Source organism: Ruegeria sp. CG11, assembly GCF_056537245.1.
Window position 1 is genome coordinate 1 of the sequence record NZ_JBQFRE010000010.1, and the last position, 26,103, is coordinate 26,103.

General features: G+C 55.2%; 18 protein-coding genes and 3 pseudogenes. 12 read left to right on the forward strand and 9 right to left on the reverse strand.

The features are described 5' to 3' along the window. From ACR0KW_RS17425 to ACR0KW_RS17440, 4 genes and pseudogenes are all read right to left on the reverse strand, one after another. Nucleotides 1–196: pseudogene (locus ACR0KW_RS17425) on the reverse strand (YjbF family lipoprotein); the annotation flags it as partial. Between the two features lie 51 nt (nt 197–247). Beyond that, nucleotides 248–772 carry a flavodoxin domain-containing protein gene (locus tag ACR0KW_RS17430; RefSeq protein ID WP_480806143.1) on the reverse strand — a complete coding sequence of 175 codons (525 nt, stop codon included), beginning with the start codon at nt 770–772 and terminating at the stop codon, nt 248–250. Nucleotides 773–904: 132 nt separating this feature from the next. After that, on the reverse strand, nt 905–1,288 hold the full coding sequence (locus tag ACR0KW_RS17435) for a hypothetical protein (protein ID WP_480806144.1): 384 nt from the start codon (nt 1,286–1,288) through the stop codon (nt 905–907). 277 nt (nt 1,289–1,565) lie between these two features. Further along, entirely contained in the window at nt 1,566–7,211 is a 5,646-nt protein-coding gene (locus tag ACR0KW_RS17440; RefSeq protein WP_480806145.1) for a hypothetical protein, read from the reverse strand. Between the two features lie 423 nt (nt 7,212–7,634). Between ACR0KW_RS17440 and ACR0KW_RS17445 the strand changes: the two genes are divergently transcribed. Beyond that, a complete protein-coding gene (locus ACR0KW_RS17445; protein WP_480806146.1) occupies nt 7,635–8,588 on the forward strand; it encodes a winged helix-turn-helix domain-containing protein in 954 nt (317 codons plus the stop codon). A gap of 232 nt (nt 8,589–8,820) precedes the next feature. Beyond that, nucleotides 8,821–10,914, forward strand: coding sequence for a tetratricopeptide repeat-containing sulfotransferase family protein (locus tag ACR0KW_RS17450; protein WP_480806147.1), 2,094 nt, complete (start codon nt 8,821–8,823; stop codon nt 10,912–10,914). Nucleotides 10,915–11,104: 190 nt separating this feature from the next. Here ACR0KW_RS17450 and ACR0KW_RS17455 read toward each other — a convergent pair. Together ACR0KW_RS17455 and ACR0KW_RS17460 are read right to left on the reverse strand one after the other, a co-directional pair. After that, nucleotides 11,105–11,786, reverse strand: a pseudogene (locus tag ACR0KW_RS17455) (IS6 family transposase). A gap of 502 nt (nt 11,787–12,288) precedes the next feature. Further along, nucleotides 12,289–13,203 carry a LysR substrate-binding domain-containing protein gene (locus tag ACR0KW_RS17460; protein WP_480806148.1) on the reverse strand — a complete coding sequence of 305 codons (915 nt, stop codon included), beginning with the start codon at nt 13,201–13,203 and terminating at the stop codon, nt 12,289–12,291. A 145-nt stretch (nt 13,204–13,348) separates the two neighbouring features. On the opposite strand from ACR0KW_RS17460, the gene ACR0KW_RS17465 reads away from it, so the two are divergent. The 7 genes from ACR0KW_RS17465 (at nt 13,349) to ACR0KW_RS17495 (ending at nt 19,405) form a co-directional block, all read left to right on the forward strand. Continuing rightward, on the forward strand, nt 13,349–13,840 hold the full coding sequence (locus ACR0KW_RS17465; protein ID WP_480806149.1) for a TRAP transporter small permease: 492 nt from the start codon (nt 13,349–13,351) through the stop codon (nt 13,838–13,840). Continuing rightward, the gene (locus tag ACR0KW_RS17470; protein ID WP_480806150.1) at nt 13,837–15,135 is read left to right on the forward strand and encodes a TRAP transporter large permease; all 1,299 of its coding nucleotides are present in this window, start codon (nt 13,837–13,839) and stop codon (nt 15,133–15,135) included. The genes ACR0KW_RS17465 and ACR0KW_RS17470 overlap by 4 nt, the downstream gene beginning before the upstream one ends. Nucleotides 15,136–15,171: 36 nt before the next feature. Next, nucleotides 15,172–16,164 (forward strand): TRAP transporter substrate-binding protein DctP, encoded by a 993-nt coding sequence (gene dctP / locus ACR0KW_RS17475; RefSeq protein WP_480806151.1) that lies wholly within the window; start codon nt 15,172–15,174, stop codon nt 16,162–16,164. A gap of 74 nt (nt 16,165–16,238) precedes the next feature. Continuing rightward, entirely contained in the window at nt 16,239–16,550 is a 312-nt protein-coding gene (locus ACR0KW_RS17480) for a (2Fe-2S)-binding protein (protein ID WP_480806152.1), read from the forward strand. Continuing rightward, nucleotides 16,537–17,934 carry an FAD-dependent oxidoreductase gene (locus tag ACR0KW_RS17485; protein WP_480806153.1) on the forward strand — a complete coding sequence of 466 codons (1,398 nt, stop codon included), beginning with the start codon at nt 16,537–16,539 and terminating at the stop codon, nt 17,932–17,934. The genes ACR0KW_RS17480 and ACR0KW_RS17485 overlap by 14 nt, the downstream gene beginning before the upstream one ends. After that, nucleotides 17,931–19,046: an NAD(P)/FAD-dependent oxidoreductase gene (locus ACR0KW_RS17490; protein WP_480806154.1), complete on the forward strand. Its 1,116-nt coding sequence runs from the start codon at nt 17,931–17,933 to the stop codon at nt 19,044–19,046. Before ACR0KW_RS17485 ends, ACR0KW_RS17490 begins: the two co-directional genes overlap by 4 nt. 14 nt (nt 19,047–19,060) lie before the next feature. Continuing rightward, a complete protein-coding gene (locus tag ACR0KW_RS17495; protein ID WP_480806155.1) occupies nt 19,061–19,405 on the forward strand; it encodes a RidA family protein in 345 nt (114 codons plus the stop codon). Nucleotides 19,406–19,617: 212 nt separating this feature from the next. Here the strand turns inward: ACR0KW_RS17495 and ACR0KW_RS17500 are convergent. After that, nucleotides 19,618–20,331: pseudogene (locus ACR0KW_RS17500) on the reverse strand (IS5 family transposase). Nucleotides 20,332–20,545: 214 nt separating this feature from the next. Beyond that, a complete protein-coding gene (locus ACR0KW_RS17505) occupies nt 20,546–21,448 on the reverse strand; it encodes a LysR family transcriptional regulator (protein ID WP_480806156.1) in 903 nt (300 codons plus the stop codon). 131 nt (nt 21,449–21,579) lie between these two features. Here ACR0KW_RS17505 and ACR0KW_RS17510 point away from each other — a divergent pair, with 131 nt between their 5' ends. Further along, complete coding sequence (locus ACR0KW_RS17510; RefSeq protein ID WP_480806157.1) at nt 21,580–22,443, forward strand: MBL fold metallo-hydrolase; 864 nt, start codon at nt 21,580–21,582, stop codon at nt 22,441–22,443. A gap of 214 nt (nt 22,444–22,657) precedes the next feature. Here the strand turns inward: ACR0KW_RS17510 and ACR0KW_RS17515 are convergent, their stop codons facing one another. After that, on the reverse strand, nt 22,658–23,614 hold the full coding sequence (locus tag ACR0KW_RS17515) for an isopenicillin N synthase family dioxygenase (protein ID WP_480806232.1): 957 nt from the start codon (nt 23,612–23,614) through the stop codon (nt 22,658–22,660). A 567-nt stretch (nt 23,615–24,181) separates the two neighbouring features. Between ACR0KW_RS17515 and ACR0KW_RS17520 the strand changes: the two genes are divergently transcribed. Together ACR0KW_RS17520 and ACR0KW_RS17525 are read left to right on the forward strand one after the other, a co-directional pair. Then, the gene (locus tag ACR0KW_RS17520) at nt 24,182–25,057 is read left to right on the forward strand and encodes a type IV pili methyl-accepting chemotaxis transducer N-terminal domain-containing protein (RefSeq protein ID WP_480806158.1); all 876 of its coding nucleotides are present in this window, start codon (nt 24,182–24,184) and stop codon (nt 25,055–25,057) included. A gap of 52 nt (nt 25,058–25,109) precedes the next feature. Further along, nucleotides 25,110–26,000 (forward strand): type IV pili methyl-accepting chemotaxis transducer N-terminal domain-containing protein, encoded by an 891-nt coding sequence (locus tag ACR0KW_RS17525; RefSeq protein ID WP_480806159.1) that lies wholly within the window; start codon nt 25,110–25,112, stop codon nt 25,998–26,000. Nucleotides 26,001–26,103 lie beyond the last annotated feature (103 nt).

Here is a 26,103-nt window from a genome sequence, read left to right on the forward strand (position 1 = left end):
GCTCGGTCTCCAGCAGCATGACACCGGCCAGATCGCGGCTGGGGAAGCCGACCTCGAGCCGGGGCGGGATAGGGCGGCGCGCGGCCAGTACTTCGGCGCGCGGATGGAAGCGCGGGGCGCTGGGAAACAGCGCGCCTTTCAGCAGATCGACATCCTCCTGCGCTTCGCCGCAGGAAATCAGCATCAGGGCCAGCAACGTCCGCAGGTCAGATTTCTGAAGAGTTGCGGCAAAAATCCCCGGGCTGGATCATTTGTTTAAAAATGTTTCCACGGTTTCCTTCAAAGCGTCCCAATCGGTGAATTCCCGTGCGCCATCCCTTGGATCGATCTTTTGATCCAATAGGACAACATGCTGAACGATCTCCTCTTCAAAATACCCATAGTTATCAGGTCGCACAGCACCCGCGACCAAAGCAGTCTGGTTAGGCTCAAAATGCGTGCGCAAAAGCATTTCGGTGAGATAATCCCAGGCGTCCTCCCGACCACTTGCAAAAGCAGCTTTGAGACTAACAGAAAGTACCAGCGACTTCCGGGATGCAAATGCATCCTTTTGCGATTCAATAAACGCTTCGAATTGCTTGGGGTGCCGACGTTCATGGACAGGAGCTGCAAGGATGACCCTGTCCACATCTGCCAATGACACTTGACTTGTCTGATCGCAGGTGTTGATCAGTATTGTATTAAAGCCAGCTTCGCTTGTTACATCGTTGATAAATTGCGCGACCTTGGCCGTCTGGCCTTCAACGGTACCGTAGGCAATAAGCACTGTCATTCCGGCCCTCCCGCAAATCGGTCTGAAAAGCGCACCAACTGTGCCGAAACTTTTCGCCATTGCACTTGATCTCAATCAAAATGCGTAACCCACCAAGCTGTTTGGGCACGGGCGCGACGTCGTTTGGCTGGCTCATGACTTTCTGGAAAGTGCGATAGCTATCGTTAGCCAGAATCCAGTGCGTATGGTCATCGCTCCGACGGTTCGCCATTCAAACGGGGTCCCACCAAGAGCCATTATTATTAGAACAGCGAAGACAAAAAGTGTAAGGACACCAATCAACCAGGCAATTTTCTGTGCCCAAATTGTGGATTTATAGAGTGCGAATGCGCCAAGCAAATAGACGAATCCAGCCAGGAAATTGAACCAAAGCACTAATGGAACTGCATCTCCAACTGCTGCTTTAGCTGCGGCACCCCCGAACAGAGCCGCGCCTCCCGAAAAAATGGTTAATAGACCGAAAAATGCCGCGGCTATTGCAATTGGGCGAACCCAAGGTGGAGAGGAAGACATCATTGTTATTCTCAGGGATTAGATTGAGTGTCGTGTCGCATGCAACCTAAACGTTCAACCCGATGTCAGCTTGATCAATATCAACTCGTCCGTGCCGGGGCGTGGATTTACCCGAAACGGACTTGCCCATCCAAGAGATAACCCAGTACGAAGCGGACATTTGTATGACACCTGATCGCTGGCTGGAATGCGCAACAAAGCAGACATCTGTTTCATTTTACCAGATGACCGCTTCCCTCAGAAAGTATCCGAGAATTTGTCTTTGCGGCTATCTACAAGATCAGAACGACCACCTGAGACCTACTTTAACAAATGGGCCTTGGGCGTCGGTGCCGAATTCCTGCTCAGCGTTCAATTCCAGTTTCAGTCCAGAGGCAAAGTCCTTTTTAAAACCAACCAGCGCACTACCTCCGGTGAAATCCGTGCTTGGGAAGATCAGTGCATTCGTGGTTGAAAATACGGTTACGTCAGCTGATGAGTCACCCAGGTCGCGCCGCAGGACACCGCTGAGCTGGCCTATCAGGACGCCGCCTTTGCCCAAGGGTTTTTCAGCCTCGACCCCAAGTCTTGTTTCGAGAACCTCGGTGGTTACGTCGCCAACCGCCGCATTCGCCAGCGAACCGGTTTCGGCATAACTGTCATCATCCTGCCGGGTGTAGCGGATGTTACCAAAGCCCTGCAGATCAAAGTCACTTTGAAGATCGAACGACCGTTCAACACCGACGCCTAATGTGTACAGGGTCGAATCGTAGTCGCCTTTGGCATCTGGGCTGCCATTGATTTCCCGGGTCTTGTCATTCGACAAAAAGCCAACACCCAAATCTGCCTCAACAGTGTAGGCGCCGAACTGGCGACCGGCAGCGAAGTTCAGATATACGGCGTTTGTGTCGAAAGAGGTCCTGTCGCTATCCCCATCGGCGGTAAACACACCCATGCCAAAGGCCAGGGCCACTCCGTTTTCCAACTGGCCAGAGAAACCAAAGCTGCCATTCAGGATATCAACGTCCGTGTCCGAGGCACTGGATTGCTCGAACCGTTTCGCCTGCGCGTCAACCATCACATAAGGGCGGAACGCGTTCACGAACCCGCCCCCAAAAGCCAAACCCCGAGAGACCTGCGCTGGCGTCTTATATCTCAATGCCTGCCCGGCACTTCCGACCACTGCACCATATGAGGCAATGACGTCCCCCGATGTGAATACATCCGCAGAATCTACACTTGCATAGACCGGGGTGGAGCCGCCTTCGTCGTCGACAAACCATGCCGATCTTCCGTCAGATATTGTTGTCGTGAAAGTTCCGCTGCCAGTTGCCGCATCCTCGAGGAAAAACACGCTGCTACCGCCTCGCGCGTCAAGATTCACGTTGTGATCCGCAACCCGCATGGTGCCAGTCACCCGGTCTTCGGTATCGACGTTCAGCGTCCCTGTGCCGCTATCCAGATAAATTGCATAGGCGTCGCCACTCTCCGAACTGGCTGTGATCGTGCCAACGTCGCTGATCACGCCATCGAAGTCGTTGATATAGATACCAAAGGCATCCGCTCCGTTGCCAGACGCTGTTGCGGTAATCGTCCCTCTGTTGGCTATTGCACCGGATGTATTGCCAATGGAAACCCCTGTAGCCACGGTGGATGCCGTGCCGGATTGCGCATTTGTCGCAATGGCTCGGATCGTGCCACTATTGGTGAAATCCCCGTCAAGCGTACCGGATACGTTGAAGCCCGTCGCGTACATAAAGGAACCGTCGCTCCTGGCGGTTGCAACAAGCGTGCCGGAATTTTCGACATTGCCAGATAGCGTTCCGGTGAACATCGCAGCAGCGGCGCTTGCCCCGATGCCGCTATCAAGACTTTCGACAGTTGCGCTTATTGACCCTGAATTGGTCAGGTCGCCGACGAAACTGTTGTTCAATACCATTCCATATGCAAAGGCAGAAGACCCCCCGTCAACGGAGGCAGTGATCGTGCCGCTGTTGGACAAACTGCCATTCATGCTGCCGCTGATGTTGATGCCGGTGGCCGTTGCGCTGCCAATCCGGTTGCCAGTGACAACTGCGCTGATTGTCCCGGAATTCATGATGTCAGAGTCAGCGTCACGACGGATAAAGATGCCGGTTGCAGAGGCGTATGTGCCGCTCTCGTTCTCGGTTCGAGCTACAATTGAACCCGTGTTGCGGATGCCTCCGCCCGCACTCAGATTCCCGCGTATTTCAAGCCCCGCTGCACTTGCGAAACTTGCCCTGCCAGCGACATTAGTCCTAATGGTTCCGGAATTTTCGAACGTGCCGTTCAAGTCTTCATCTAAGTAGACACCGTAGGCTGAGGCAAATATGCCGCCATTTTGTACCGCAGACGCGTTGATTGTTCCCGAGTTACTGATGTCGCCTGTCACGTCCCTTCCGACATAGACGCCATAGGCCTCAGCCCCTAATGTGACTTCGGTACTGAAGGCCGTAATCACACCGGAATTCGAAACATCACCGGTCAGGTTGCCCCCTACATAAAGGCCCGCTGCGCTTGCGTGGCTTTCGCCGTCTGCGGCGACACTGATGGAACCGGAGTTGACGATTTTCCCGGTCATATCATTGCCGACAAAAAAGCCGTACGCTTCAACAGATTGCGTCTGGTCCGTACCGATAACCGTTATCGAACCGGAATTGGTGAAGTTGCCATCCAGGCCATTGTCCAGGAAGAAGCCACTTACCGTTGCTTCGGAGTACCCGTCTGCACGGGCAAAAACCGTTCCGGAATTGACAATGTCGCCGGTCGCGTTTCGAAAAACATAAAGGCCGTAGGCCTGAGCTTCTTCGCTTTGAGCCGTGGCGACTGTGGTTATGGTGCCGGAGTTGGTGAAATCGCCATCAAGACCCCGATCAAAATAAAACCCGCCGACAGTAATTGAAACGTTTGCATCGCCGCGCACATCTACCGTGCCGGTATTTAGAATATCTCCGGAAACGCTGCCATCGATATGGATTCCATAAGCATTGGCTTCGTCGTTGTTGCTTGTGGAACTGTCGGTTGCAACGACCGTTATTGAGCCTGAATTCGTGAAATCTCCGTCAAGAGTACTATCGATGTAAATCCCGCCGACTGTGACCGAGAATCCCTCGCCCTGTGCATAAAGAGTTCCAGAGTTGACAACGTTGCCATCAACGCTGCTGCCGACATACAGGCCATACACGTCCGCTTCGCCGCTTATAAGGCCAGGAGCAATAGCCGTTATGGAACCCGAGTTGGTGAAAGTACCAGAGAGACTGTCGTTAAAATAAAAGCCTGCGACCGTCGCCGATTTCGCCTGATCAATTCTTGCCTGAACATTGCTGCTGTTTGAGACATCTCTGTTCACGTTCCCGTTGACGTAAACACCATAAGCTTGGGCATCACTACCAGTCGCATTTGCTGTTGCCGTAATTGTCCCGGAGTTCGAGAAAGACCCGTTCAGATCGCTTTCCAGATGAACGGCCAAAGCTGTCGCGCCGAAACCACCGGTCGCGCTTACTGCTATTGCCCCGTTGTTGTTCAGGTCCCCGGTTACTATTCCTTCAACGCGCAATCCGGTAGCTTCTGCATCTCTCCCATTAGTTGCCGATGCCTGAATTGTTCCGGAATTGTTGAGGTCGCCGTTCAACTGGCCTTCAACCAGGAAGGTGACAGCATCAAGTGTACGCCCATTTTCAGCAGCAACACTTATCGTGCCGGCGTTGCTGATATCCCCGGTCATGTCGCCGCTGACTTTGAACGCGTCGGCCCCTGCGCCGCCAAGAGAGTCGGCCAGAATGGTAATTGTGCCGACGTTTTCGAAGTTTCCAGCCAATCCGCCGTTTAGGGTGAATCCGCCCGCATCCGCGTCGGTGGCTCCGTCCGCTGTTACTCTGACGGTACCTGAGTTTGTAAGGTTACCGGTCACTAAACCATTGACAGTAAGTGCCCCCGCTGTCGCATTCCCACTGCGGTTCGAATCCGAGTGAATTGTGATCGTTCCTGAGTTCGCGAAACCTCCGTCCAACGCACCTGCGATCTCGAAACCATGAGCGTGGGCGTCAGTGCCATGCGTCGCGGAGAGTGCCTCGACGCTTACAACACCGCTGTTTTCCAGCGCGCCGGTCATATTCCCACTGAGAGAGAATGCGGTCGCGAATGCCGAATTTCCGGCGAGAAGTGTCGATACGGTAATGGAACCTGACCCGGCATTCGTGAAATTACCGATCAGCCCGCCGGAGATATCGAATCCATAGGCATCAACGTTTTTGTCGCCAGTGGCCGTTACATCCAGACTGCCGCTGTTGGTGATGTTGCCTTGCATCCTGCCAGAAACGAAAAGACCAGTAGCCTCTGCGCTGGATGAATTGCTGACGCTGTATACGGTGACTGTGCCGGAGTTTTCAAAATTCCCGTCGAGCCCGTTGGACACATAGAAACCGTAGGCGCTCGCCTTCGAGTCTCCGGAACCAAAAACATCTACGGTACCGCTGTTGCCGATGTTCCCTGTCATCCCACCGCTGACATAAAGCGCGGCGGCTTCTGCCGACTGGTTCTGGGCTGTGGCCGAAACGAAAACGGAGCCGGTGCCGGAGTTCGAAAAATCGCCGGTCAGCTGGCCGTTGATATGAAACGCGTCCGCGTCTGCTGAAAGCCTTCCATCAGCCATAACCGCCACGGCACCAGCATTCGTAATGTTCCCATCCAAATCGCCGTCGACATTGAATGCATCCGCGTCTGCCGACCGGCCCCGAGCTGTGGCCGAAACGGTAACGGATCCGGTATTCGAGAAATTACCGGTCAAACCACCGTTGATATCAAACGCATCCGCGCCTGCTGAAAACCCGCCATCAGCCGTAACCGTCACGGCACCAGAATTCGCAATGTTCCCATCCAAATCGCCGTCGACATTAAATGCGTCTGCGTCTGCCGACCGATCCCGGGCTGTGGCCGAAACGGTAACGGAGCTGGTGCTGGTATTCGAGAAACTGCCGGTCAGCCCGCCGCTGATGTAAAACGCATCGGCATCTGCCGAAATCTTGCCGTCAGCCGAAACCGATACAGCACTCGAATTCGTAATGTCCCCGTCCATACCGCCGCTGACATGGAACGCGTCTGCTTCAGCAAAAAAATTGTTCTCGGCGCCAATGGTGATCGTGCCGGAATTCTCGAAACTTCCGCTGTGTCCGTTGTTGATGACGAACCCGTCCGCATCCGCGGTGGTATCGCCAGAGGCCAATGCGTCCAGCGTTCCCGTATTCGTGATATTCCCGGTCATGCCGTCGCTGACACTGAACCCGGTGGCAATCGCCCTAAAAGCACTTGTATTTGAAGCGTTCACCGTGATCGTATTGAAATTCGAAAAATCACCGGTATAGCCGTCGTCAATGACGATGCCATAAGCGTGGGCGTCTGTAATCCCCTTGGCCGTGGCATCGATTGTGCCACTGTTTTCGATTTTTCCTGTCACGCCCTGACTGGCGTAAATCCCATAGGCGTTGGCGAGAGTGGACGTACCTGTTGCGGCAATCGAAATAGTGCCGGTGTTGGAAAGATATCCTCCAAACTTGTCGTTAAAGAAAACGCTATACGCCTCCCTGACGATCCAATCCTCAACGTCCAGGGAAATCGAGCCATTGTTGATGATCTGACCGGTCGATGTCACCTCGGAAGAGAATCGCAGGGCCGTTGCCTGGGTTGCGCCGGACAAATTGAGACTGATCGACCCGTCATTGGTGAACGTGCTGGAATAAACAGGCGCAACAGTAACCGCAGGAACGCTTGTAAGCCCCACATCGACTGACCCCGTCGACGTGATCATATTGTCTTCGTCAATCGAAAACGTGTACGGGCTTGTCTCCGGCGTGGAGATGGTCTCAGCCACAGCCACTCCGTTTGACAGCGCGCCCACCGACACCGACGCCAGGAACAGCGATGGCGCCATGCTCGCCACTGTCCCTTTCCATTTCACTACTCGACCGCCACGGACCACGTGGTTTTTCACGTGCCAACCCAATTTGGTACTATTCACCGTCTGATCCCCTCGGAACCTTTATTTTTGTTTTTGCCGGTTAGAAAACCTACCAGCCTGAACCACAGTCCCGTGAAATCCGTCACCCCAACGAAACGGTGTGGACAAAGTCGCTGGATGGCAGCGTTTTGCTTCCGGCGGCCACCTTTGGCTGCGCCCACAGAACCATTCCTCAGTGCCCGTTAAGCGCGAAGTAGCCCGAGCTTTCTACTCGCCCCCCACAGTGGGAATCTGCACCCACAAGTCCCATTTTTTTAACTTGAAGTTGAGTTTGGATGTGGAATCACACAAGAATTACACCTAAACGCAGATCAAACCGGCGAGAGGTTGAGCAGCATGAACGTGACCCCCCATTTGATCAGCTATGGGAACTGGAGTTTCGACGCCGCACGAAACCTGCTGTATGTCGACGGCGAGGTGGTGCGGTTGCAACGAGGCGTCTTGAAGCTGCTTCAATATCTGTTGCGTCGTGAGGGTGCCGTGGTGACGAAAGAAGAGCTCATCGAAGCCGTTTGGAGCGGCCGCGAAGTCTCTGATGCTGCGATGTATAACCGGGTCGGTGCATTACGGAGAGCATTGGCAGATGACGAAGGTCCGGAGCGTTGCATTCAGTGGGAATATGGCCGGGGGCTGCGTTTTGTCCGGCCCAATACCTCCCGCGTTGAAAGTGCTTTTTCCACGTCAGAAATTGTGCCTTCTTTGCCGCGCAAAGCCCGCTTTGACTCAACTGAAACAGGCGAATCCGTGGAACAAAAAAGGCACTTCATTGGTGTCAGCCCACTCAAGGATTGGCGGAACATTTTGGGGGTCTACCATTCGTTCTACCGCACACCATCATGGCCCAACACAATTAAGGTCGGTGTGACTGTACTGAAAGAAGTTGACGGCCAAGTTGTCGTATGGACGTCGGAACGCGGTGAAGATCGCAAGGTCGGCACCCGCCAAAGGGCACGCTATCGAGGTTCCGCAGTCTTCATAAACGGGCGCCTGTATGTGACGGAACAAAACTCTGAACCGCCGCATTCTGTGTGCCAATTAACTCTGGATGCACCACATGCGTACAGGCCTGATATCATGACGGGCTTGATGCACGGCAGTTCCTGGCGGCTGGGAGGGGCACCCTATGCGACAAGAGTGGTTTGGCGCCGCATACCACTTGGAATGAACCTGCGGGCAGCGCTTGAATTTTCTGGCCCTTATCCGGAAAACACTGATTTGATCGAGCCGACTATCCTCAAGAGCGTCGGACCCGACTGCCTGACATTTCATGAACGGACAAACGACCTTTGAGCAGGTTGACCAAAGTGTTCAATGACTGATCCTGGGTCTGAATTCGAACGGAAACTAAAGCACTTTTACACACAGGTTTAGCGGGACTTGAAATCGTGCCGGTATAGCCGCGCCCGGGGTTTCTGTGGGACATGGACGGGCCGCCGGGTTTGTGTTCTAGGTTAGGCCAGTTTTCGCAGGAAGTGGGGACAAGGCTGGTCGCCAGACCATACCAAAGATAGGAGTTCTCAGAATGGTTCACGGCAAGCAGATGTCGGTTCAGGACGCCTTTCAGCAGGGTATGGCGCAATATCAAAAAGGGCAGCTGAAACCGGCTGTGCAGGTATTCTCCGAAATCATCCGCGCCGCTCCACATTATGCCCCTGCTCATCAGATGCTCGGTCTGATCGCCTACCAGACAGGCCAGATCGAACCGGCGGTCAAAGCCATGACCGAGGCGGTTCGCTTGCAGCCCGACAATGTCAATTTCCTGACCAATTTCACCGAGATACTTCGTTCTGCAGGCCAAATGGAACAAGCGCTTGAGGTCGGCACGCATTCCGTCCGTCTGGCGCCGGGAAGTGCAGCAGCGCACTCCAACCTGGGGCTGGTCTATTATGACCGGAACAATCTGCTTGAGGCTCAAGCATCGCAAGAGCGGGCCATAGCGCTGGACCCGGAGTTTGATCGCGCCATCAACAACCTGGGTAGTATCGAACGTGACAATGGAGATCGGGGTAAGGCGGCTGACCTTTATCGCAAGGCGCTTCGGATCAACCCGAACTCGTCGGAAACTGTGAACAACCTGATCTCTGTCCTGATCGAAGGCGAAAAAGTCACCGAAGCGCGCTCTTTTGCGAAAACTCTACTTGAAAAGTTTCCGCGTGACGCAGAGCTGCACCGCAACTTTGGCCGGATTTTTTTGCTCGAAAATAATCTGGACAAAGCGGAAAATGCCTTTCGGAACGCGATCTCGCTTAATGACGGAAAGGCGGAAAGCTACGTTGGGCTATCGCAGGTTCTTTTCGAAAAGAACCATCCGAAACTGGCATTGATCGAAGCAGAGCACGCCTTGCGACTGGATCCGGAAAGCGCGTCGGCCTGTCATCAGGTTGGAGTGGTCAAAGCGCATCTAGGCGATGAAGAAGCCGCAATCGGATATTATCAGAAGGCTCTGGATCTGAAATCTGATCTATCATCCAGCCGCATGGCGCTGGGGCATCTGGAGATCGAACGCGGCAATTTCGACGGGGCCAGAGCGTATTTTGAACAGGCGGCCGCAACAGCAGACGATAAGCTGAGCGTGACAATAGCTTTGGCCAGGCTGGAAAAGATCACCCCGGACAGCCCTGTTTTTCAAGCGTTGGAACAGGCATTGCCGGATGCGGCATCGATGTTGCCGCAAAAGGCCACCGCATATCACTACGCTTTGGGTGAGTGCTATGAAAAGCTACAACGTCACGAGGATGCCTTTGCGCAGTTCAAACGCGGTGCTGACATCAAGCGTTCGATCGCGGAGTACGATCCGGCAGAAAACGACCGCCTGACGGATGATCTGATCACAACCTTCAACCGGGCCATGATCGCAAGTCTACGGAAACATGCAGTTTTAACTGAACGGCCCATCTTTGTGCTGGGGATGCCGCGTTCGGGCACGACGCTGACGGAGTCCATCCTGAATGCCCACCCCAAAGTGTTTGGAGCGGGCGAGTTGAATGATCTGCAAAACACTTTTGGACGGCTTGGAGATGGCAGCAGCAATGTACCGCAAGCGGTCAAGTCCGCGAGCGGCGAAAAGCTGGCGCAACGGGCTCGGGACTATGTCGAAGCCCTTACACAGCACGCACCCGACACGCCTCATATCGTCGACAAAATGCCGGCCAACTTTCAACTCGTCGGGCTCATCCACGGGCTGATGCCGAACGCCAAAATCGTTCATGTTGCGCGCAACCCGTTCGATACCTGCTTGTCTTGCTACACACGGCTGTTCGAACGCAGTCAGCTTCACAGCTATGATCTCGTTGAACTTGGCCGCTATTACAATAACTACACCCGTATCATGAACCACTGGCGCAATATCTTACCTGAGGATTCCTTCTACAATGTTCAATACGAAACTCTGATAGACGACATCGAAACGGAAGCCCGCCGCCTGATTGAGTATTGCGGTTTGGACTGGGACGACGCGTGCCTCGAATTCCACAAAAGCAAACGTAGAGTCCGCACAGCCAGCGTTCAGCAAGTGCGTAAGCCGTTGTACACATCATCCAGGGAAAAGTGGCGGAAATACGAGATACAGCTGCGACCCTTGGTGGACACGATCACTGAAGCTCAGGGTTTGGGTTAGCAACAATGGTCACCATCAACTAAACCCGTCATTCGTCGCAGTGCGACATTTGCGCAGAATGGGGCTCTTTTCGGACCTTAGCCGCAATTTGTACAAACGTCTGCTTCCGGATCATCTCAAATTAAACGTTTTCGTGAACGGTTCTGTCACAAGTTTTGTGGCGGCAGCATCAGTGGAGTTGGTGAGCCGGTTATCCCGCCGGTTGGGCGAACTGCTGAAACGGGCGGAGTCCAAGCGTGAATTGACCCTTGGGGATCATGTTGACCAACTTGATGCCATCCAGGGCAGATGTGGCTAAAGCGAAGGATTTGAAGCCGAGCATGGGCCTGATCCGTCGTTTGATGAATCGATGGTCTTGTTCAATGATGTTATTGAGGTACTTCCGCCTGACCATCTCAATCGGTATTGGGCAACCAAAGCCTTTTCAGCATCTTGTTTACGACCTTGATGCCGGCCCTGTTGGCACCACTTTTGCCGATGACGATCTTTCGGGACAGTCCGTTCACCTCGAGAGCGCGAGAGAAGAACTTCGTCGCAGCGGCCTTGTTCCGGCGCTTGGACAGTATGAAGTCAAGAGTTTTGCCGTATTTGTCGATGGTTCTATAGAGGTAAACCCATTCACCTTTAACTTTTACATACGTTTCATCCATGCGCCATGAACGGTTTGTGGGGCGTTTCCGATACCGTGCGGCGTCAGCTGCGAGACCGGCATATCGACTGACCCGACGGTTCAGCGTTGCATGATCAAGATCCACGCCACGTTCCGCCATGATTTCTTCCTGATCGCGATATGAAACACCGTAGCACAGATAGAAAAAGACGGCATGTAGGATCACATCCTTTGGGAAGTGCGCACCTTTGAATGAAACCATCTTTTCTGCACTCCCGAGTTGAAACTCGGGCCGCCGATATCACAAGGATTTAACCTCAAACCGAGCGCTCAGGAAATTTGCGACAGAACCGTGCCGAGGCCGGGTTGCGTGCAATTGGCCTGAACGGGTGATGGATGGCGCCAACGGATCCAATATGAGGGCGTAAGCCGAATAAACTCTACCCCTTTGGGCTGCTCGTCACCTCGCCAAAACGCGAAGTACATCGAACAAAGACCACCTGACACATATAGCCCCGGCATCACCGGGGCTATTACCCGGCCGATACGCGCTCGCCAAGAATTGACCTCGCAATCGTCAATACCCGTGTTGCCGGTGGTTGAAATGAACCTATTACCCACGCCGATCTTTGGATTACGACCCCAGAGCAAGACCGGTTCTGCCGTCGAGTACACCATGTGACCGACACCAAACATCATAGAGAACCACGATAATTTCCGGGGCAAATCCCAGGCTGGATCAACCCGGCTTTGTGGAATCTGCTTCAAAACTGATCGTTGATACGCTCCAATGCTGCCTCCAGCTGCAGGGTAAATTCACTTGCCAATGCAGATGGGGGACGGTGCGCCGGGCGCATTATCGAGACGTTCAAAACAACATTGGGGCGGAACGGCCGGAATTCAACTGGTCTCGGCACGGGTTGCATGTTGATGTATCCAGCTGCGGTTATAGGATCGCAGATACAATAACAAAGCTCCTTTTCTACCAGAGACAATGCCGGTTGAAAGGTTCGGAGTTCGAACCGTTGTTCGAATTTCGCTTTTTGACTGGCGAAAGCTCTTTGGGTTGCAATCAGGTTTGGATGCCCGTCTTGCAGCCCGGCCATCGGGCGGCCCGACAAGTGGCGGGCTTCGATCGTGTCCAACTCGGTCAGTGGATCATCCGCAGGAATTGCGCATACGCATCTCATGTCAAAGTTGATGGTTTCAATAGCTGCGGTGGGTTTCGGTGTTTCGCCCAACCCGATGTCATATTGCTGAGAGGCCACCCATTCTTCGATGACCGGCGATGCACGCATCATCAGCGATGCTTTCACATCCGGCTTGTCCAACAGAAACTCGCCCAGAATTTGCGGCAAAAGCAGACTGGCGGCGGCGGGCATGCAGGCGATGTTCAGGCGACCCTTGGTCAGAGCGCCGATCTCGCGCATCGTCCGGGTCGACAGCATCAGACGATCCAGGATCGCCTCAGCCTCGGTGATGAAGTACTGAGCCTCGGGTGTAGGGGCCATTTTGCCGCGCTGCCGACGGAACAGGGCGATCCCCAACTCTGCTTCGAGGTTCGCGATCAGCGCGCTGACGGCCGGTTGGGTGCGGCCGAGGATTCGTGCGGCCTCGGATACTGAGCCTGTCCGCATGACCTCACGAAAGGCCTGCAACTGGCGAAAGCTGAGATTCATTTGTCTCTGATAACCTTAAGTTTTCCTACGATATATAAAGTAACTTTATCCTATAATCAATTTAATCGTTTTGACTTAATGTCTCGCACCCGCAATTTTTTCCGCCACGAATGCACCACCTGCATTCGGTCTGACGGAGGGGGAAATGACACGCTTTGCAAGTGTCCTGCTAACAGTCCTGATCTGCCTGGTTGCCATTGGGCAATTCGTGCAGGTGATCACGAGATACGTGCTGGAAATCCCCGTTATGGGGCTGGAAGAAAGCCTGCTTTACCCCACGCTGTGGCTGTACATGATGGGTGCCGTCAATGCCTCGCGCGAGAACACGCATATCCGCGCAAACGTGCTTGAGATCTTTCTGTCCACCGAACGGCAGCATCAAGTGCTTGCGGTTATCGGAGAGGTTATCAGCCTGATCGTCGGCCTCTGGCTGACCTCCTGGGCCTGGGACTTCACCAAATACTCGATGCGTGTATGGCGTGAGAGTCCTACCCTGTACCTTCCGACCTTCTATGTCGATGTCGCGTTGTTCGTCGGCATGGTGCTGATGATGATCTTCACCGCCTGGCACCTGCTGACGCATCTACGAGCGCTGTTCGCTCCGATCGTTCCCACCCCTCAAGGAGACGCGCAATGATCGAGATCGCGCTGTTCGCCGTCCTGGTTCTGGTCATCCTGCTGACGTTGGGTGTTCCGCTGCCCTACTGTTTCGGGGCGGGGCTGATGGTGATGTATTTCGCCGGTGACGTTGTCATGAAGGGCAATATGCTGTGGGGCTTTCAGCAGCTAGGCAATCCGGTGCTGCTGGCCATTCCGCTGTTTGTTCTGGCCGGGACGATCATGTCCGTCTCGGGCATCGCCGCCAGCCTTCTGAACTTCGTCAATATTTTCATCGGTCACTTGCGCGGTGGTCTGGGTGTGGTCGCAACTGTTTCTTGCGCGCTGATTGGTGCTATCTCGGGTTCGGGCCTGACCGGGGTCGCCGCGATTGGTCCCCTGCTGATCCCCGAGATGGAGAAACAGGGCTATCCCCGCGAATATGCGACGGCGCTGATTGCCAATGCTTCGCTGCTGGGTCTGCTGATCCCGCCTTCGGTGACGATGATCGTCTATGGCTGGGTGACAGACACCTCAATTCTGGCCTGCTTCCTTGCCACGTTGGGTCCCGGCCTGCTGATCATGGCAAGTTTCTCGGCCGTCAACATCCGCATGGCGCGCAAATTCCCCCTGCGGTTGAATGAACCGCTGAAAGGGCAGGCTTTTGTGTCCGAGGCAACCTCGCGCGGTTTCAAGGCAACGCCCGCACTGTTGATGCCGGTGATCATTTTGGGCGGTATCTATGGCGGTATCATGACCCCGACCGAAGCCGCCGCCGTGGCTGTGATTTATGCGATCCCAGTAGGGTTTCTGATCTATAAGGGATTGGACATCAAAACCTTCTTTGGTGCGGGCAGAGAGGCCGCGACCTCGGTCGGTGCGATTATGCTGATGATCCTGTTCTCGATGATCCTCAGCCAGATGTTCGTTTTGGAAAGCGTCCCGCAGGCAATCGTCGAAGCGATCTTTTCGGTAACCGAGAACAAGGTACTGCTGCTGATCCTGATCAACATCCTGCTGTTTCTCGTCGGCATGGTTGTGAATGATGTCACCGCCATCATCCTGATCGCCCCGTTGTTGTTGCCGCTGATGCAGGCCATCGGTGTCAGCCCGATCCAGTTCGCCGCGATCATGGGGGTGAATACCGCCATGGGCGGCGTGACACCGCCCTATGCCTCGATCCTGTATTTGGGCGCGCGCATCGGTCGGGTGCCGGTCACAAAGGTGATCCGCCCGGCCATGACCCTGATCCTGCTGGGATATCTGCCCGTCGTCTTCCTGACCAGCTTCTGGCCGGATCTGTCGATGTGGCTGCCCCGTTTCTTTGGCTACTAAGCCGTCCTTTTCATCATCCACGGAGGAGATCTATCCATGATGAGCTTTCTGAAATCCACCTGCCTGGCCGCAGCTGTTGTGGCAACTGCGGGAATCGCAACTGCCGAAACGCTGAAGATCAGCCATATTCGCCCTCAGGGTGCGACCATCGACAATGAACTGAGCGCTTTTGCTGATGAATTGAAGGCCGCCACCAATGGTTCGTTGGAGCTGAACCTGTTCCCGGCATCTGCCTTGGGTGACTACACTTCAGTTCAAGAACGGATTTCGGTTGGTGCCATCGACATGGCAGTGCAGCCCGCCGCCACAGCAGTTGATCGCCGTATGCAGATCTCGGCTTTCCCCTATGTTGCAGCAAACTGGGGCGAAGCGAAAAAGATCTACGGTCCCGGTGGCGCGATCCACACAGCCATGAAGGATCTTTATGCCAAGCAGGATATCACCATGCTGGCAGCCTATCCGGTGTATTTCGGCGGCGTTGCCCTGAATACCGACGCGGTGAACCCGGGCGATCCGACAACCGCAAAAGGTATCAAGGTCCGTGTGCCGGGCATCAAGAGCTTCCAGCTGACTGCGGATGCTCTGGGATACATCTCGTCGCCCATTCCATTTTCCGAAGCGTTCACCGCCGTCCAAACTGGTGTCGTTGATGGGGTCGTCGGCTCGGGTGCCGAGGGCTACTATGCCTCGTTCCGTGATGTGACCACGTCTTACGTGCCCGTGAACACGCATTTCGAAGTTTGGTACATGATCATCAACTCGGGCACTCTGGCCGAACTGAGCGATGAAGACCGCGCAGCGTTGGAAAGCGCGGCACTGGCGTTCGAATCCAAACGCTGGGACACCGCCGAGGCCGATCAGGGCGCGTTCGAGCAGAAGCTGGCCGACAATGGTGCAACCATCGTGTCATTGACGGATGAAGAGCTTGCCGCCACCGCTGCCCATGTACGTGCTCAGGTCTGGCCGCAGGTCCTTGAGGACGTGGGTCAGGATTGGGGTCAGTCCATCCTCGACAAGATCGGCGAGTAAGCGGTCAGACCCTGATATCGGGCAAGGCGTACTCCTCCCCGCGCCTTGCCCTGCCAGCCCACGGAGATCAGCCAATGTTCAGATCCTTGCAAGACGACGACCACGATCTGGTGACGCTGTTCGTCAATGGTCAGCCGGTCAAGGCGCGCAAAGGCCAGTCGGTATGGTCTGCGATGGCTGTGGCAAGTCAGGTCGTGACCCGTAAGGCGGCCTTGTCGGGTGAAGATCGCAGCGCTTATTGCGCCATGGGCGTCTGTTTCGAGTGCATGGTCGAAATCGATGGCCTCCCCAACCAACAAGCCTGTTTGCGCCGGGTGGCGGATGGGATGAGTATTGCGACACAAGATATTACCGAAGACTCCGAGGCAACCGATGAAGGCCTTTGATTGCGCGATCGTCGGGGCTGGCCCAGCTGGTATGTCGGCCGCTATTGATTTGGCGCAGGCCGGCGCGAATGTTGTAGTTCTGGACCGGGCCGATCGGGCAGGGGGGCAGATCTATCGCTCTGCGGCAGACAGCCCTTTGCCGGACGCCGCACACCTGGGACCGGATTATGCGGCAGGCGCTGATCTGATCACCCGCTTCGAACAATCCGGCGCGACACATCTTGCCGGAGCAGACGTCTGGCATTTGGGGGATGATGGTCGCATTCTGTTTTCTTATCAGGGTGAAACCCGAGAATTGCATTGCCGTGAGATGCTGTTGTGCCCCGGCGCCATGGAGCGACCCATGCCAATACCCGGCTGGACCTTGCCCGGCGTCATGACAGCGGGTGCGGCGCAGGTGATGCTCAAGTCGGATGCGGTTGTTGCGGATGGGGCTGTCTTTGCCGGGTCCGGTCCATTGCTGTACCTGATAGTAGCGCAATATTTGCGATTGGGTGTACAGGTGGCCGCGCTTGTCGATACGACCCCGCGTCAGCATTATCTCGATGCTGCACCCCTTATGCCACGCGCCCTGCAGCAGCTTGGGAACCTGCGCAAGGGCTTGTCTTTGTTGCGGGAAATCCGCGCTTCGGGTGTTGCCACCTACCGATACGCCGAGAACCTTGAGGTGATCGGCGATGACAGGGCCACGGGCCTGCGTTTTACGGCATCGGGCCAGCAACACGAGATTTCGGCCGATACAGTGTTCCTGCATCATGGCGTCCAGCCCAACCTGAACATGTCCCGGGCGATGGGGTTGGCGCATCATTGGAACAGCGCACAGATGTGCTGGCAGGTTACGGTTGATGCGCTTGGCCAAAGCTCGGTTCCTCATGTTTCGGTTGGCGGCGATGGCGCTGGAATTATTGGCGCAGATGGCGCGCGTGCCGCGGGGCGAGTAACCGCGCAGAATATCCTGTTTCGCCTTGGTCGGATTTCCCAGGCTGACAGGGATCAAAGGGTACGCGCTGATCTGAACGACTTGTCGGCCTTGACGCCGTTTCGCCGGTTCATTGACTGCCTGTACCGCCCGACTGAGGCGCTGAGATTGCCGCGTGATGCGGAAACTCTGGTTTGCCGCTGCGAAGAGCAGTCCTTGGGCGACTTGCGAAAGGGGTTTGAACAAGGCGCGCGAGACCCGAACGCCCTAAAATCCCTGATACGGTGTGGAATGGGCCCATGCCAGGGTCGGCAATGCGGCCATGTCGTGGCCGGGCTGCTGGCGCAGTGGCGTGCGGAAAGCCCCGAAGAGGTCGGGTATTACCGACTGCGCAGCCCTCAGCGCCTGCTGACCTTGGATGAGTTGGGCCGGTACGGCTCAGTTTCGGCGGAGGCAGCGGAATGAAGGCAGACGTTCTGATCATTGGTGGTGGCATTCAAGGCTGCGCAACTGCTTACCATCTGGCGCGAAAAGGCGCATCCGTGATCGTGGTTGAAAAGGACTACTCCGGGCGACATGCCTCGGGTGTCAATGCGGGTGGTGTGCGGCTTCTGGGACGTGACATGGCCGAGATCCCTTTGTCGAAAGCGTCGATGGAGATGTGGCAGACACTGGATGTAGACCTGGGTCATGACACCGGGTTTCGCCGGCAGACGCTGGTCAACATCGCAGTGGATGAGATGGACCTGGCGACCGTGCAGGCCCGCGAGGCCAAGATGCGTGACGCCGGATTTACGCATGAACGGATTATCGATCAGGCCGAACTCAGGGAACGATTGCCGCATGTGAGTTCCGATTGCGTTGGCGGTGTGATCTCTGAGCTGGACGGGTATGCGATCCCTTTCAAGGCGACGTCTGCGTTTCGCCTGGCGGCTGAAAATTATGGCGCTCAGGTGATCGAAGGCGAAGAGGTTCTGGGCCTCCGCCGCGTGGGCGATGCCTGGCTGGCGCAGGGTGCCCGGCACAGGTATGAGGCCGAAACCGTCGTCAACTGCGCCGGGGCCTGGGCGGACAAAATCGCGCTGATGATCGGAGACAACGTTCCCCTTAGCCATGCCGCTCCGATGTTGATGATTACTGCCCGGATGCCACATTTTGCCAAGCCAGTCGTCGGCGCGATCAGCCGACAATTGAGTTTCAAGCAGTTCGAGAATGGTACGGTGTTGATCGGTGGCGGTGCCAAGGGGTTTGCGGATCGCGCCAACAACCGCACGCGGCTGGATTATGCCAAACTGGCCGCAGCCTGCCGCACCACGGCCGAGTTCTTCCCGATCATGCGCAAGGCCAGCATCAATCGTATGTGGGCCGGGCTGGAAGCCTATATGCCTGACAACCTTCCCGTCATCGGCCCGGCTGTGAATGCCCCGCGTGCGTTCCACGCCTTTGGGTTTTCGGCGCATGGATTTCAGATGGGACCTGTCGTAGGGCAGGTTCTGGCGGATTTGGTGATGGGTGGGCAAAGCCGTTTCAATCTATCGCCCTTCCGCATCGATCGATTTGACCGCAAGGTTCTGTAAAGGAGATATCCGAGATGACAATCACCCGTATCGAAACTGGCCAACGCATGAGCAAGATCGTCAAGCACAATGGCGTCGCCTATCTGTGTGGCCAGACTTCGGACGCTGCTACGGTTGCGGATCAGACCCGCGAAATCCTGTCCAAGGTCGAGGATCTGTTGGCCAAAGCGGGCAGCGATAAAACCCGCATTTTGCAATGTGTGATCTGGGTGGCCGACATGGCGGATTTCGCCGAGATGAATGACGTTTGGGACGCTTGGGTGCCGGAAGGTCACGCCCCGGCGCGTGCTTGTGGCGAGGCCAAGCTGGCGCGCGACGTGCTCAAGGTTGAGATGATTGTGACGGCCGCTTGCGATTGAGTTTCACGGGATTTGCCTGCTGGAATTGCGAAGGCGAAACCGCATCGAGTTCTCGAAGATGGCTTGGGGTAAAAGCCCCGGTTTATGTCTGCGTTCAGAAATTTGGGGCATCGTGATAATGGAAATATCTCAATGGTGATGTTGAATTAGACAACAGGTTCGTCAAAAGGAACACGCGCCTGATAATTGGCGAATACCCTTAGGGTCTGGATTCATAACCAATGGATGACGGTTGCAGCGAGAGTGATTTCTGACAGAAAGACCTTTGCGCATCTGTCGTAGCGTGTCGCCACACGCCGCCACCCCTTGAGTCTATCGAACATGATCTCAATCCGGTTACGCTGTTTATTTCGGCGTTTGTCATACTTCACGGTAGTCTTGCGCTGTCTTCGGCCTGGGATGCAGGAACGTATACCTTTGTCTTTCAACGCATCTCGGAACTAGGCGGCATCATAACCACGATCCCCGAGCAGCCACTCCACATTTGGTACGCTGCTCAGTAGCGCTCGCGGGCCGAACTTGACCAGCGGTGACGAAAAGGCTGTGCGGTCGCCCTTGGTTGTCACAGAAAGCATGCAGTTTGGTGTTCATGTCGCCCTTGGTTCGACCAATCAGGCGGCCACGCCCCCCTTTTTCGCGGCCATGCTGATCGCGATACGGTGTGCCTTCAGATAGGTCACATCGATCATCACGGTTTTCCCCTCGCCGTGTTCGGCAGCCGGGCCCACCATCATCTGGGCACAGATGCCTTTCTCGCTCCAACGTTTCCGCCGGCTGTAGAGCGTCTTGTGCGGCCCGTATGCCTCTGGCACATCTCGCCATCGCAACCCATTGCGGTTGAGGAAGATAATCCCGCTCAACACCCTTCTATCATCGACCCGTGGCTTGCCGTGCGACTTAGGGAAGAAAGGGGAAAGCCTGGCCATCTGCTCGTCGCTCAGCCAGAAAAAGGTCGCTCATATCACAGCTCCGTTTTCCAGGCCGTGAATCACGCAGCGCATTAAAAAAACCAATGCATCCTGACTCTAGATCACACCGTCATCTGCCTCAAATTTACTGACGACGGACAAAGATCAACAAAAAGCCGCGATGCTGGTTGTCGCTGCTCATTTTGCCCAAGGGTGGTTTGGCTGTTGCTGCCTACGCCAGTTTTTTTCGTATGTGCTCGACAAAGATCTGCGAAAACCGTTGTGTGGCGGTCGATCTGTACTGCGTCGGCGGGTAAACTGCGAATATGCCTCCGGACGGGAGGGTCCACTCCGGGAGAAGCTGGACAAGGGATTTTTCCGCAAGCTCTTTTCGGACGTAGAAGTCCGGAAGGATAGAGATACCTGCCGATTCAAGTGTCATTGCTTTGATTGCAGGTGTTACGTCGGCCGACAGGGCCCGCGTCATTTCAACATCGACCGAGTCGCCAGAGCACCCTAAAAATCGCCATCGGAGCGGAGTAGATAACGCCTGATGCTCGATAAACGGAAAATCCGCCAAATCGCTTGGCGTTTTGGGGTCGCCAAACTCATTGACCACTCTTTCAGAGGCGACGACGATCTGCCTGAATTCGCCCAGTTTACGCGCAATGTTTGCGGAATCGGCCAACCAGCCGACCCGATACGCGATGTCGAACCGTGCCCCAACCGGATCAATCCGTGCATCACTCAGCGTCAGCTCTATGGTTACTGCGGGGTACAATCTACGAAACTCTGCCGCGACCGGGGCAACATAATCAGCGCCGAAATCAAGTGGTGCAGTGATGCGCAATGACCCGGAAGGTTCGGTGCTGCCGCGGCGCACCATCGCATAGGCTTCTTCTGCTTGCGCAACTGAGGCCTGCGCAGCCGCATAAAACGTATGGCCAATTTCCGTCAGGTTCAGATGGCGGGAATTTCGAACAATTAACGTTGCTCCCAGCTCTTCTTCAAGAAGCTGCAATTGCTTGCTGACAACTGCCTTGCTAACACGCAAGCGATCCGCCGCAGCCGTAATGGTTCCGGCCTCGGCTATGGCTACAAAATACTCCAAACGGTTCAGGTTGGACTTTGACATTTATTGTCATCTTTTAATTGACGGTAAGTCCACATAATGCGTATTTAGCTGACAGCGTCGACTCCTTATTTGAAACGCACAGGGCAATCGCGACGGCTATTCAAGGTTGCCCCCTGACAAAGGAGATGACTATGAAAGCAATCCTGACCGCCACAGCAGCTGCGATGATCTCGTCGGCCGCGGTAGCCGCTGATATGAAAATCACCCATTTCACGCCTGACGAAGGCAGCCTGTTTCCGGTTTCTTCAAATCTGATCGAAGGGCCCAATGAAGTGCTGCTGGTCGATGCGCAGTTTGAAAAAGATGATGCCGAACAATTGGTCAGCATGATCAAAGCTACTGGCAAGCCGCTTACGACTGTTTTCATCAGCCACAAGGATCCCGATTTCTATTTCGGGCTTGATACGATCCGCGCGGCCTATCCCGATGTCAAAATCCTCGCCACACCGGCAACCGTGAAGGGGATCGAGAAGACGATCCAGCTCAAGTATGATTTCTGGGGGCCAATCCTGAAGGAAAACGCGCCTACCGAGCTGATCGTCCCGAACGTTCTGGAGGGCGACAGCCTGACCGTCGACGGAGAGACCATTCAGGTTGTCGGTCTGGAGGGCCATGATCCCGTCCACACATTCCTCTGGGCGCCCAGTGAGAAGACCGTTCTGGGCGGTGTGGTTCTTTACGAAAACGTCCATGTCTGGCTTGCAGACAATCAAACGCCTGAAAGCCGCGACAAGTGGCGCGCGACATTGGACCAGGTCACCGCACTCGATCCCGAGCGTATCATTCCCGGTCACGTCATCGGCGAAAGCGCCGAGGATGAGAGCATCGTTGATTTTACCAGAGAATACGTCGCGGCGTTCGAAGTCGCATCGCAGAAGGCGGAAAACTCTGCCGAGCTGGTTGCGGCGATGAAGGAAGCCTACCCAGACTTTGTAAACGTGGGCGATCTTGAACTCAGCGCGCAAGTTATCGAGGGTGAGCGTTCTTGGCCTTAAGGTCAAGGCCAGTGACAGGGCGCGAGATCGTCGAGCCCTGTACTTCAAACAAACAGAGCGCCGGGTCCTTCGATCCGGCGCTCTGCCATTGAAATGTGCGGGACTGGAGACCGAACTCATCCACCTCGACGAGCAAAATTAGATACATCCGCCCGTGTCCTTCGCGGCTTTTGATATCAGTCTACCGAGGCGCTACTACCAACGCTGCGCACTTCTAGGTATCCGACTGGCCAACCTGATGTGCTTCGTAGCTCGCTTCCAGTTCGCCTCTTAGAAACTCTCCAAAGTTCAGGGGATCGAACCTCGCAGTTCCCGTCCCCGGAAGTGGCGCGATTTCGCCGGAGACATGTGGGTCGAAGAAAAACGGAACGGAATAGCGCTGTTGTCCGGTCGCGTTGATCACCCGGTGCGGGGTGGACAACAGCTTTCCGTTGGAGAGCCGGTGCAGCATATCGCCGACATTGACCACAAAGGCATTTTCGATTGGCGGTGCGTCCACCCAATGGCCGGCGGGTGTTTGGACTTGCAAACCGCCAACATTGTCCTGTGCAAGCAATGTCAGACATCCAAAGTCCTTGTGGGGGGCAGACCCGAACAGATCATCCGGAGCCTGCGGCGGCTGTGGTGGATAGTGGAGCAAACGCAGCCAAATCGTTGGCGTCTGGAATGCACTGAGGATCGAGCGATCGGCGACGCCAATTGCATCGAGAGCAAGACCCATGAGTTTGTAACCCAAGTTTGTCATCGCCGCAGCATAGGCCTCGCAGGCCTCTCGAAACCCTTCCAGATCTGGCCATTGGTTTGGTCCGGACAGATAGACGGCAGAGTCGACCTCTGCATCCTCGCGCATCATCATGAACGACGCGGACTGATTGGGTTTAGTCACCTTGGCCAGGTCAGAGTTCACGTCCGTGGATGTGTTGATCGCAATGTAGCCGCGATGGCATCTATCAAGCGCGATTGCCTGTTTTTCGATCTCCGGCAGGGCATGAAACGCCCTTGAGGCGGCAAAAACGGCAGCGCGCAAGCCCGGGTCAACGCCGTGATTAACAACGTACCCAAAACCGGTTTTTCCGTAGGCTTCGGCAAATTCCAAGGCAAGGCTGGTCGTATCCTCGCCATTGATCAGAGGTGCAAGATCAAGCACCGGGATTTCTGTGAATTCAGTCATCTGAGGTCTCCAAAATTGTTTTTCCGGGTGGGTCACAAATGCAAAGACCAGCTATCCGGCAAAACGCTTTCGACGATGAGCAGAGTGGCGCTCTAAGGCGACAAGATGGAGAAACTCGGACATATGCCGCAGGCTATGACGGACCAATCCCTCGATCAATCAAAAATAGCTACGGTTCAAGGCTGCCATTGAACCCTCAGTCCCGGTGCTGGGTTTAAACGCCTTTGCTTCAGCAACGGAAAAATTGGATGGAATTGTATTGGCGCATATGATCCGCAAGGATTAACTCATGCCCGGAATCTTTCCGTTTTGGTAGTTTGCGGAACTTGCCTCTTAAATCCGTTGTTACGGCGCGTTCTCTGCATCCAACTCATCCAACCAAAACTTCGTAAAGATACTGACCAAGATTCAAAAAACTAAACCTATTTAGGTGTTCACCACTATTTAATGATCTAGGTCAAGGTGAATCACCTTAGGGCTGTATAAGTCGCTCAACCCAGAAAGCCTGCTCGTCACTAGATGATGGGTTGAGTCGAGACCCTAACCGGCAATCCCGGAGACCCTATGATGTTAAGAAACGTGCTTGCGATCGCTTTGGTGCTGGTTGCTCCGACAGGTGTGTTTGCGCAATCCACGGCCGCGTCAGCAGATTCTGCGGCACAGGCAACAAATCGAATCAACATCGCAGGACGTCAACGGATGTTGTCGCAGCGGATGGCGAAAGCGGCTTGCCTGATGGCACAGGACATCAGCACAACCACGGCTTATGACCAACTGACCCAAGCACACAGCTTGTTCATTCGTTCAGATAGCGCGTTGCGTAAAGGGGACCCGGAATTCGGGCTGGCCCCGGAAGAATTCAGCTCTGTTCTCGAGGCGCTTGAAGAGATCGATCCGCATTGGACAGTCTATCGGGACATCGTTGATGTCGGGATCGAAAACGCAGCAATCGAAAGTGCGGATCTCGAAGTCCTCGACAACGCCAGTCTCAACGTGCTCGAGTTTATGAATGCAGCGGTTTACACCACCGCGCAGGCCTATGCGTCCGCAACCCCGGAGGTTCCGCTGGGCCTTGCGATGACAATCGATGTTGCCGGGCGTCAGCGAATGTTGACACAGAAGGCTGTGAAAGAAGCCTGCCTGATGCGTGTCGCAACTGACCCCGCTGTGCAGGCCGCGCGGCTGGCGGAGACAGTGGACTTGTTTGACCACTCTCTCGTGGCCCTTCTGGAAGGCTTTCCTGCCGCAGGCGTTATTCCTCCATCCAACCCAGAGCTCTCCCGGAAACTACGCGAAGTGTCCGATCTTTGGGGGCCAGTGAAAGTGCTTCTCGACCGCGCGGTTGCCCAAGAACGACTGACGGACCGGGACCTTGCAGCTCTTGCGAGGAAAACAGAACCTCTTCTGCGCACGATGAACGAAGCCGTCATCATGTACAGGTGACCAATACAAAACGACCTGAGACAGGCAATTCTCAGCACAAAAGGAAATAAGAATGATCAGAATGGTTCTGACCGCAACCCTCTTGGTCTGCGCAACAGTTGCGCCCCAGGCCTCGACTGCACAGGACAGCACAAATGTGGATCAGGTTACACATCGTGTGAATATTGCAGGCCGTCAGCGAATGCTGACCCAGCGCATAACCAAAGCCGCTTGTCTGATGGCGCGGGATGTGGGATTTACCACGTCTTTTGACCAGATGACCCAAGCCTATAGCCTGTTTTTGCAATCGGACCAGGGATTGCGCAACGGGGACTCCGATCTGGGTCTTGAGGCTGAAGGCAACGACACAGTCATCGGGGCGCTTGGGGCGATCGATTCACATTGGGCCGCTTACAAGGCGATCATTGAAACCGGCATCGATAATGCCACTATTGCCAACGCAGAGTTGGATGAACTCGACAGCGCAAGCCTGCGGGTGCTGAAGTTCATGAATATCGCTGTCTATAAAATGGCACGGGCCTATGCCTCTGAAACGGAGTCGGTTTCTCTGAATCTGGCGATCACCGTTGATATCGCCGGGCGCCAGCGCATGCTGACCCAAAAGGCAGTGAAAGAGGCCTGCCTGATGCAGGCGGCGGAAGATCCGGCTGAGCAGGCGGCGCGTTTGGCCGATACGGTTGAACTCTTTGATACCTCGTTGTCCGCACTGCAGGACGGTTTCGAGGATATTGGCGTCATTGCCCCGCCCACACCGGAAATCGCCCGAAAACTGCGCGAAGTCGAAGAGTTGTGGAATCCGGTAAAAGGACTGCTGGAACGCGCGGTGAACGGCGAAGTGCTGTCAGACCGTGATCTGTCCGTTCTTGCACGCGACAGTGAACCGTTGCTGCAGCGTATGAATGAAGCAGTTGCCCTTTACACCACGCAATCCTCTTCAAGCTGAAGGCATCCATCGGGGGCTGCTGCGGGCGCAGCCCAATCCCCAGCCACCCGATCTTTCGGCGAATCCAACAGGCGAAATTTGGAGTAAAATCAGATGTCCCATG

What these genes read in the sequence shown, in the direction of transcription:
- ACR0KW_RS17430 (WP_480806143.1), bottom strand. Translation starts at nt 772, where the DNA reads ATGACAGTGCTTATTGCCTACGGTACCGTTGAAGGCCAGACGGCCAAG.
- ACR0KW_RS17435 (WP_480806144.1), bottom strand. Translation starts at nt 1,288, where the DNA reads ATGATGTCTTCCTCTCCACCTTGGGTTCGCCCAATTGCAATAGCCGCG.
- ACR0KW_RS17440 (WP_480806145.1), bottom strand. Translation starts at nt 7,211, where the DNA reads ATGGCGCCATCGCTGTTCCTGGCGTCGGTGTCGGTGGGCGCGCTGTCA.
- ACR0KW_RS17445 (WP_480806146.1), top strand. Translation starts at nt 7,635, where the DNA reads ATGAACGTGACCCCCCATTTGATCAGCTATGGGAACTGGAGTTTCGAC.
- ACR0KW_RS17450 (WP_480806147.1), top strand. Translation starts at nt 8,821, where the DNA reads ATGGTTCACGGCAAGCAGATGTCGGTTCAGGACGCCTTTCAGCAGGGT.
- ACR0KW_RS17460 (WP_480806148.1), bottom strand. Translation starts at nt 13,203, where the DNA reads ATGAATCTCAGCTTTCGCCAGTTGCAGGCCTTTCGTGAGGTCATGCGG.
- ACR0KW_RS17465 (WP_480806149.1), top strand. Translation starts at nt 13,349, where the DNA reads ATGACACGCTTTGCAAGTGTCCTGCTAACAGTCCTGATCTGCCTGGTT.
- ACR0KW_RS17470 (WP_480806150.1), top strand. Translation starts at nt 13,837, where the DNA reads ATGATCGAGATCGCGCTGTTCGCCGTCCTGGTTCTGGTCATCCTGCTG.
- dctP (WP_480806151.1), top strand. Translation starts at nt 15,172, where the DNA reads ATGATGAGCTTTCTGAAATCCACCTGCCTGGCCGCAGCTGTTGTGGCA.
- ACR0KW_RS17480 (WP_480806152.1), top strand. Translation starts at nt 16,239, where the DNA reads ATGTTCAGATCCTTGCAAGACGACGACCACGATCTGGTGACGCTGTTC.
- ACR0KW_RS17485 (WP_480806153.1), top strand. Translation starts at nt 16,537, where the DNA reads ATGAAGGCCTTTGATTGCGCGATCGTCGGGGCTGGCCCAGCTGGTATG.
- ACR0KW_RS17490 (WP_480806154.1), top strand. Translation starts at nt 17,931, where the DNA reads ATGAAGGCAGACGTTCTGATCATTGGTGGTGGCATTCAAGGCTGCGCA.
- ACR0KW_RS17495 (WP_480806155.1), top strand. Translation starts at nt 19,061, where the DNA reads ATGACAATCACCCGTATCGAAACTGGCCAACGCATGAGCAAGATCGTC.
- ACR0KW_RS17505 (WP_480806156.1), bottom strand. Translation starts at nt 21,448, where the DNA reads ATGTCAAAGTCCAACCTGAACCGTTTGGAGTATTTTGTAGCCATAGCC.
- ACR0KW_RS17510 (WP_480806157.1), top strand. Translation starts at nt 21,580, where the DNA reads ATGAAAGCAATCCTGACCGCCACAGCAGCTGCGATGATCTCGTCGGCC.
- ACR0KW_RS17515 (WP_480806232.1), bottom strand. Translation starts at nt 23,614, where the DNA reads ATGACTGAATTCACAGAAATCCCGGTGCTTGATCTTGCACCTCTGATC.
- ACR0KW_RS17520 (WP_480806158.1), top strand. Translation starts at nt 24,182, where the DNA reads ATGTTAAGAAACGTGCTTGCGATCGCTTTGGTGCTGGTTGCTCCGACA.
- ACR0KW_RS17525 (WP_480806159.1), top strand. Translation starts at nt 25,110, where the DNA reads ATGATCAGAATGGTTCTGACCGCAACCCTCTTGGTCTGCGCAACAGTT.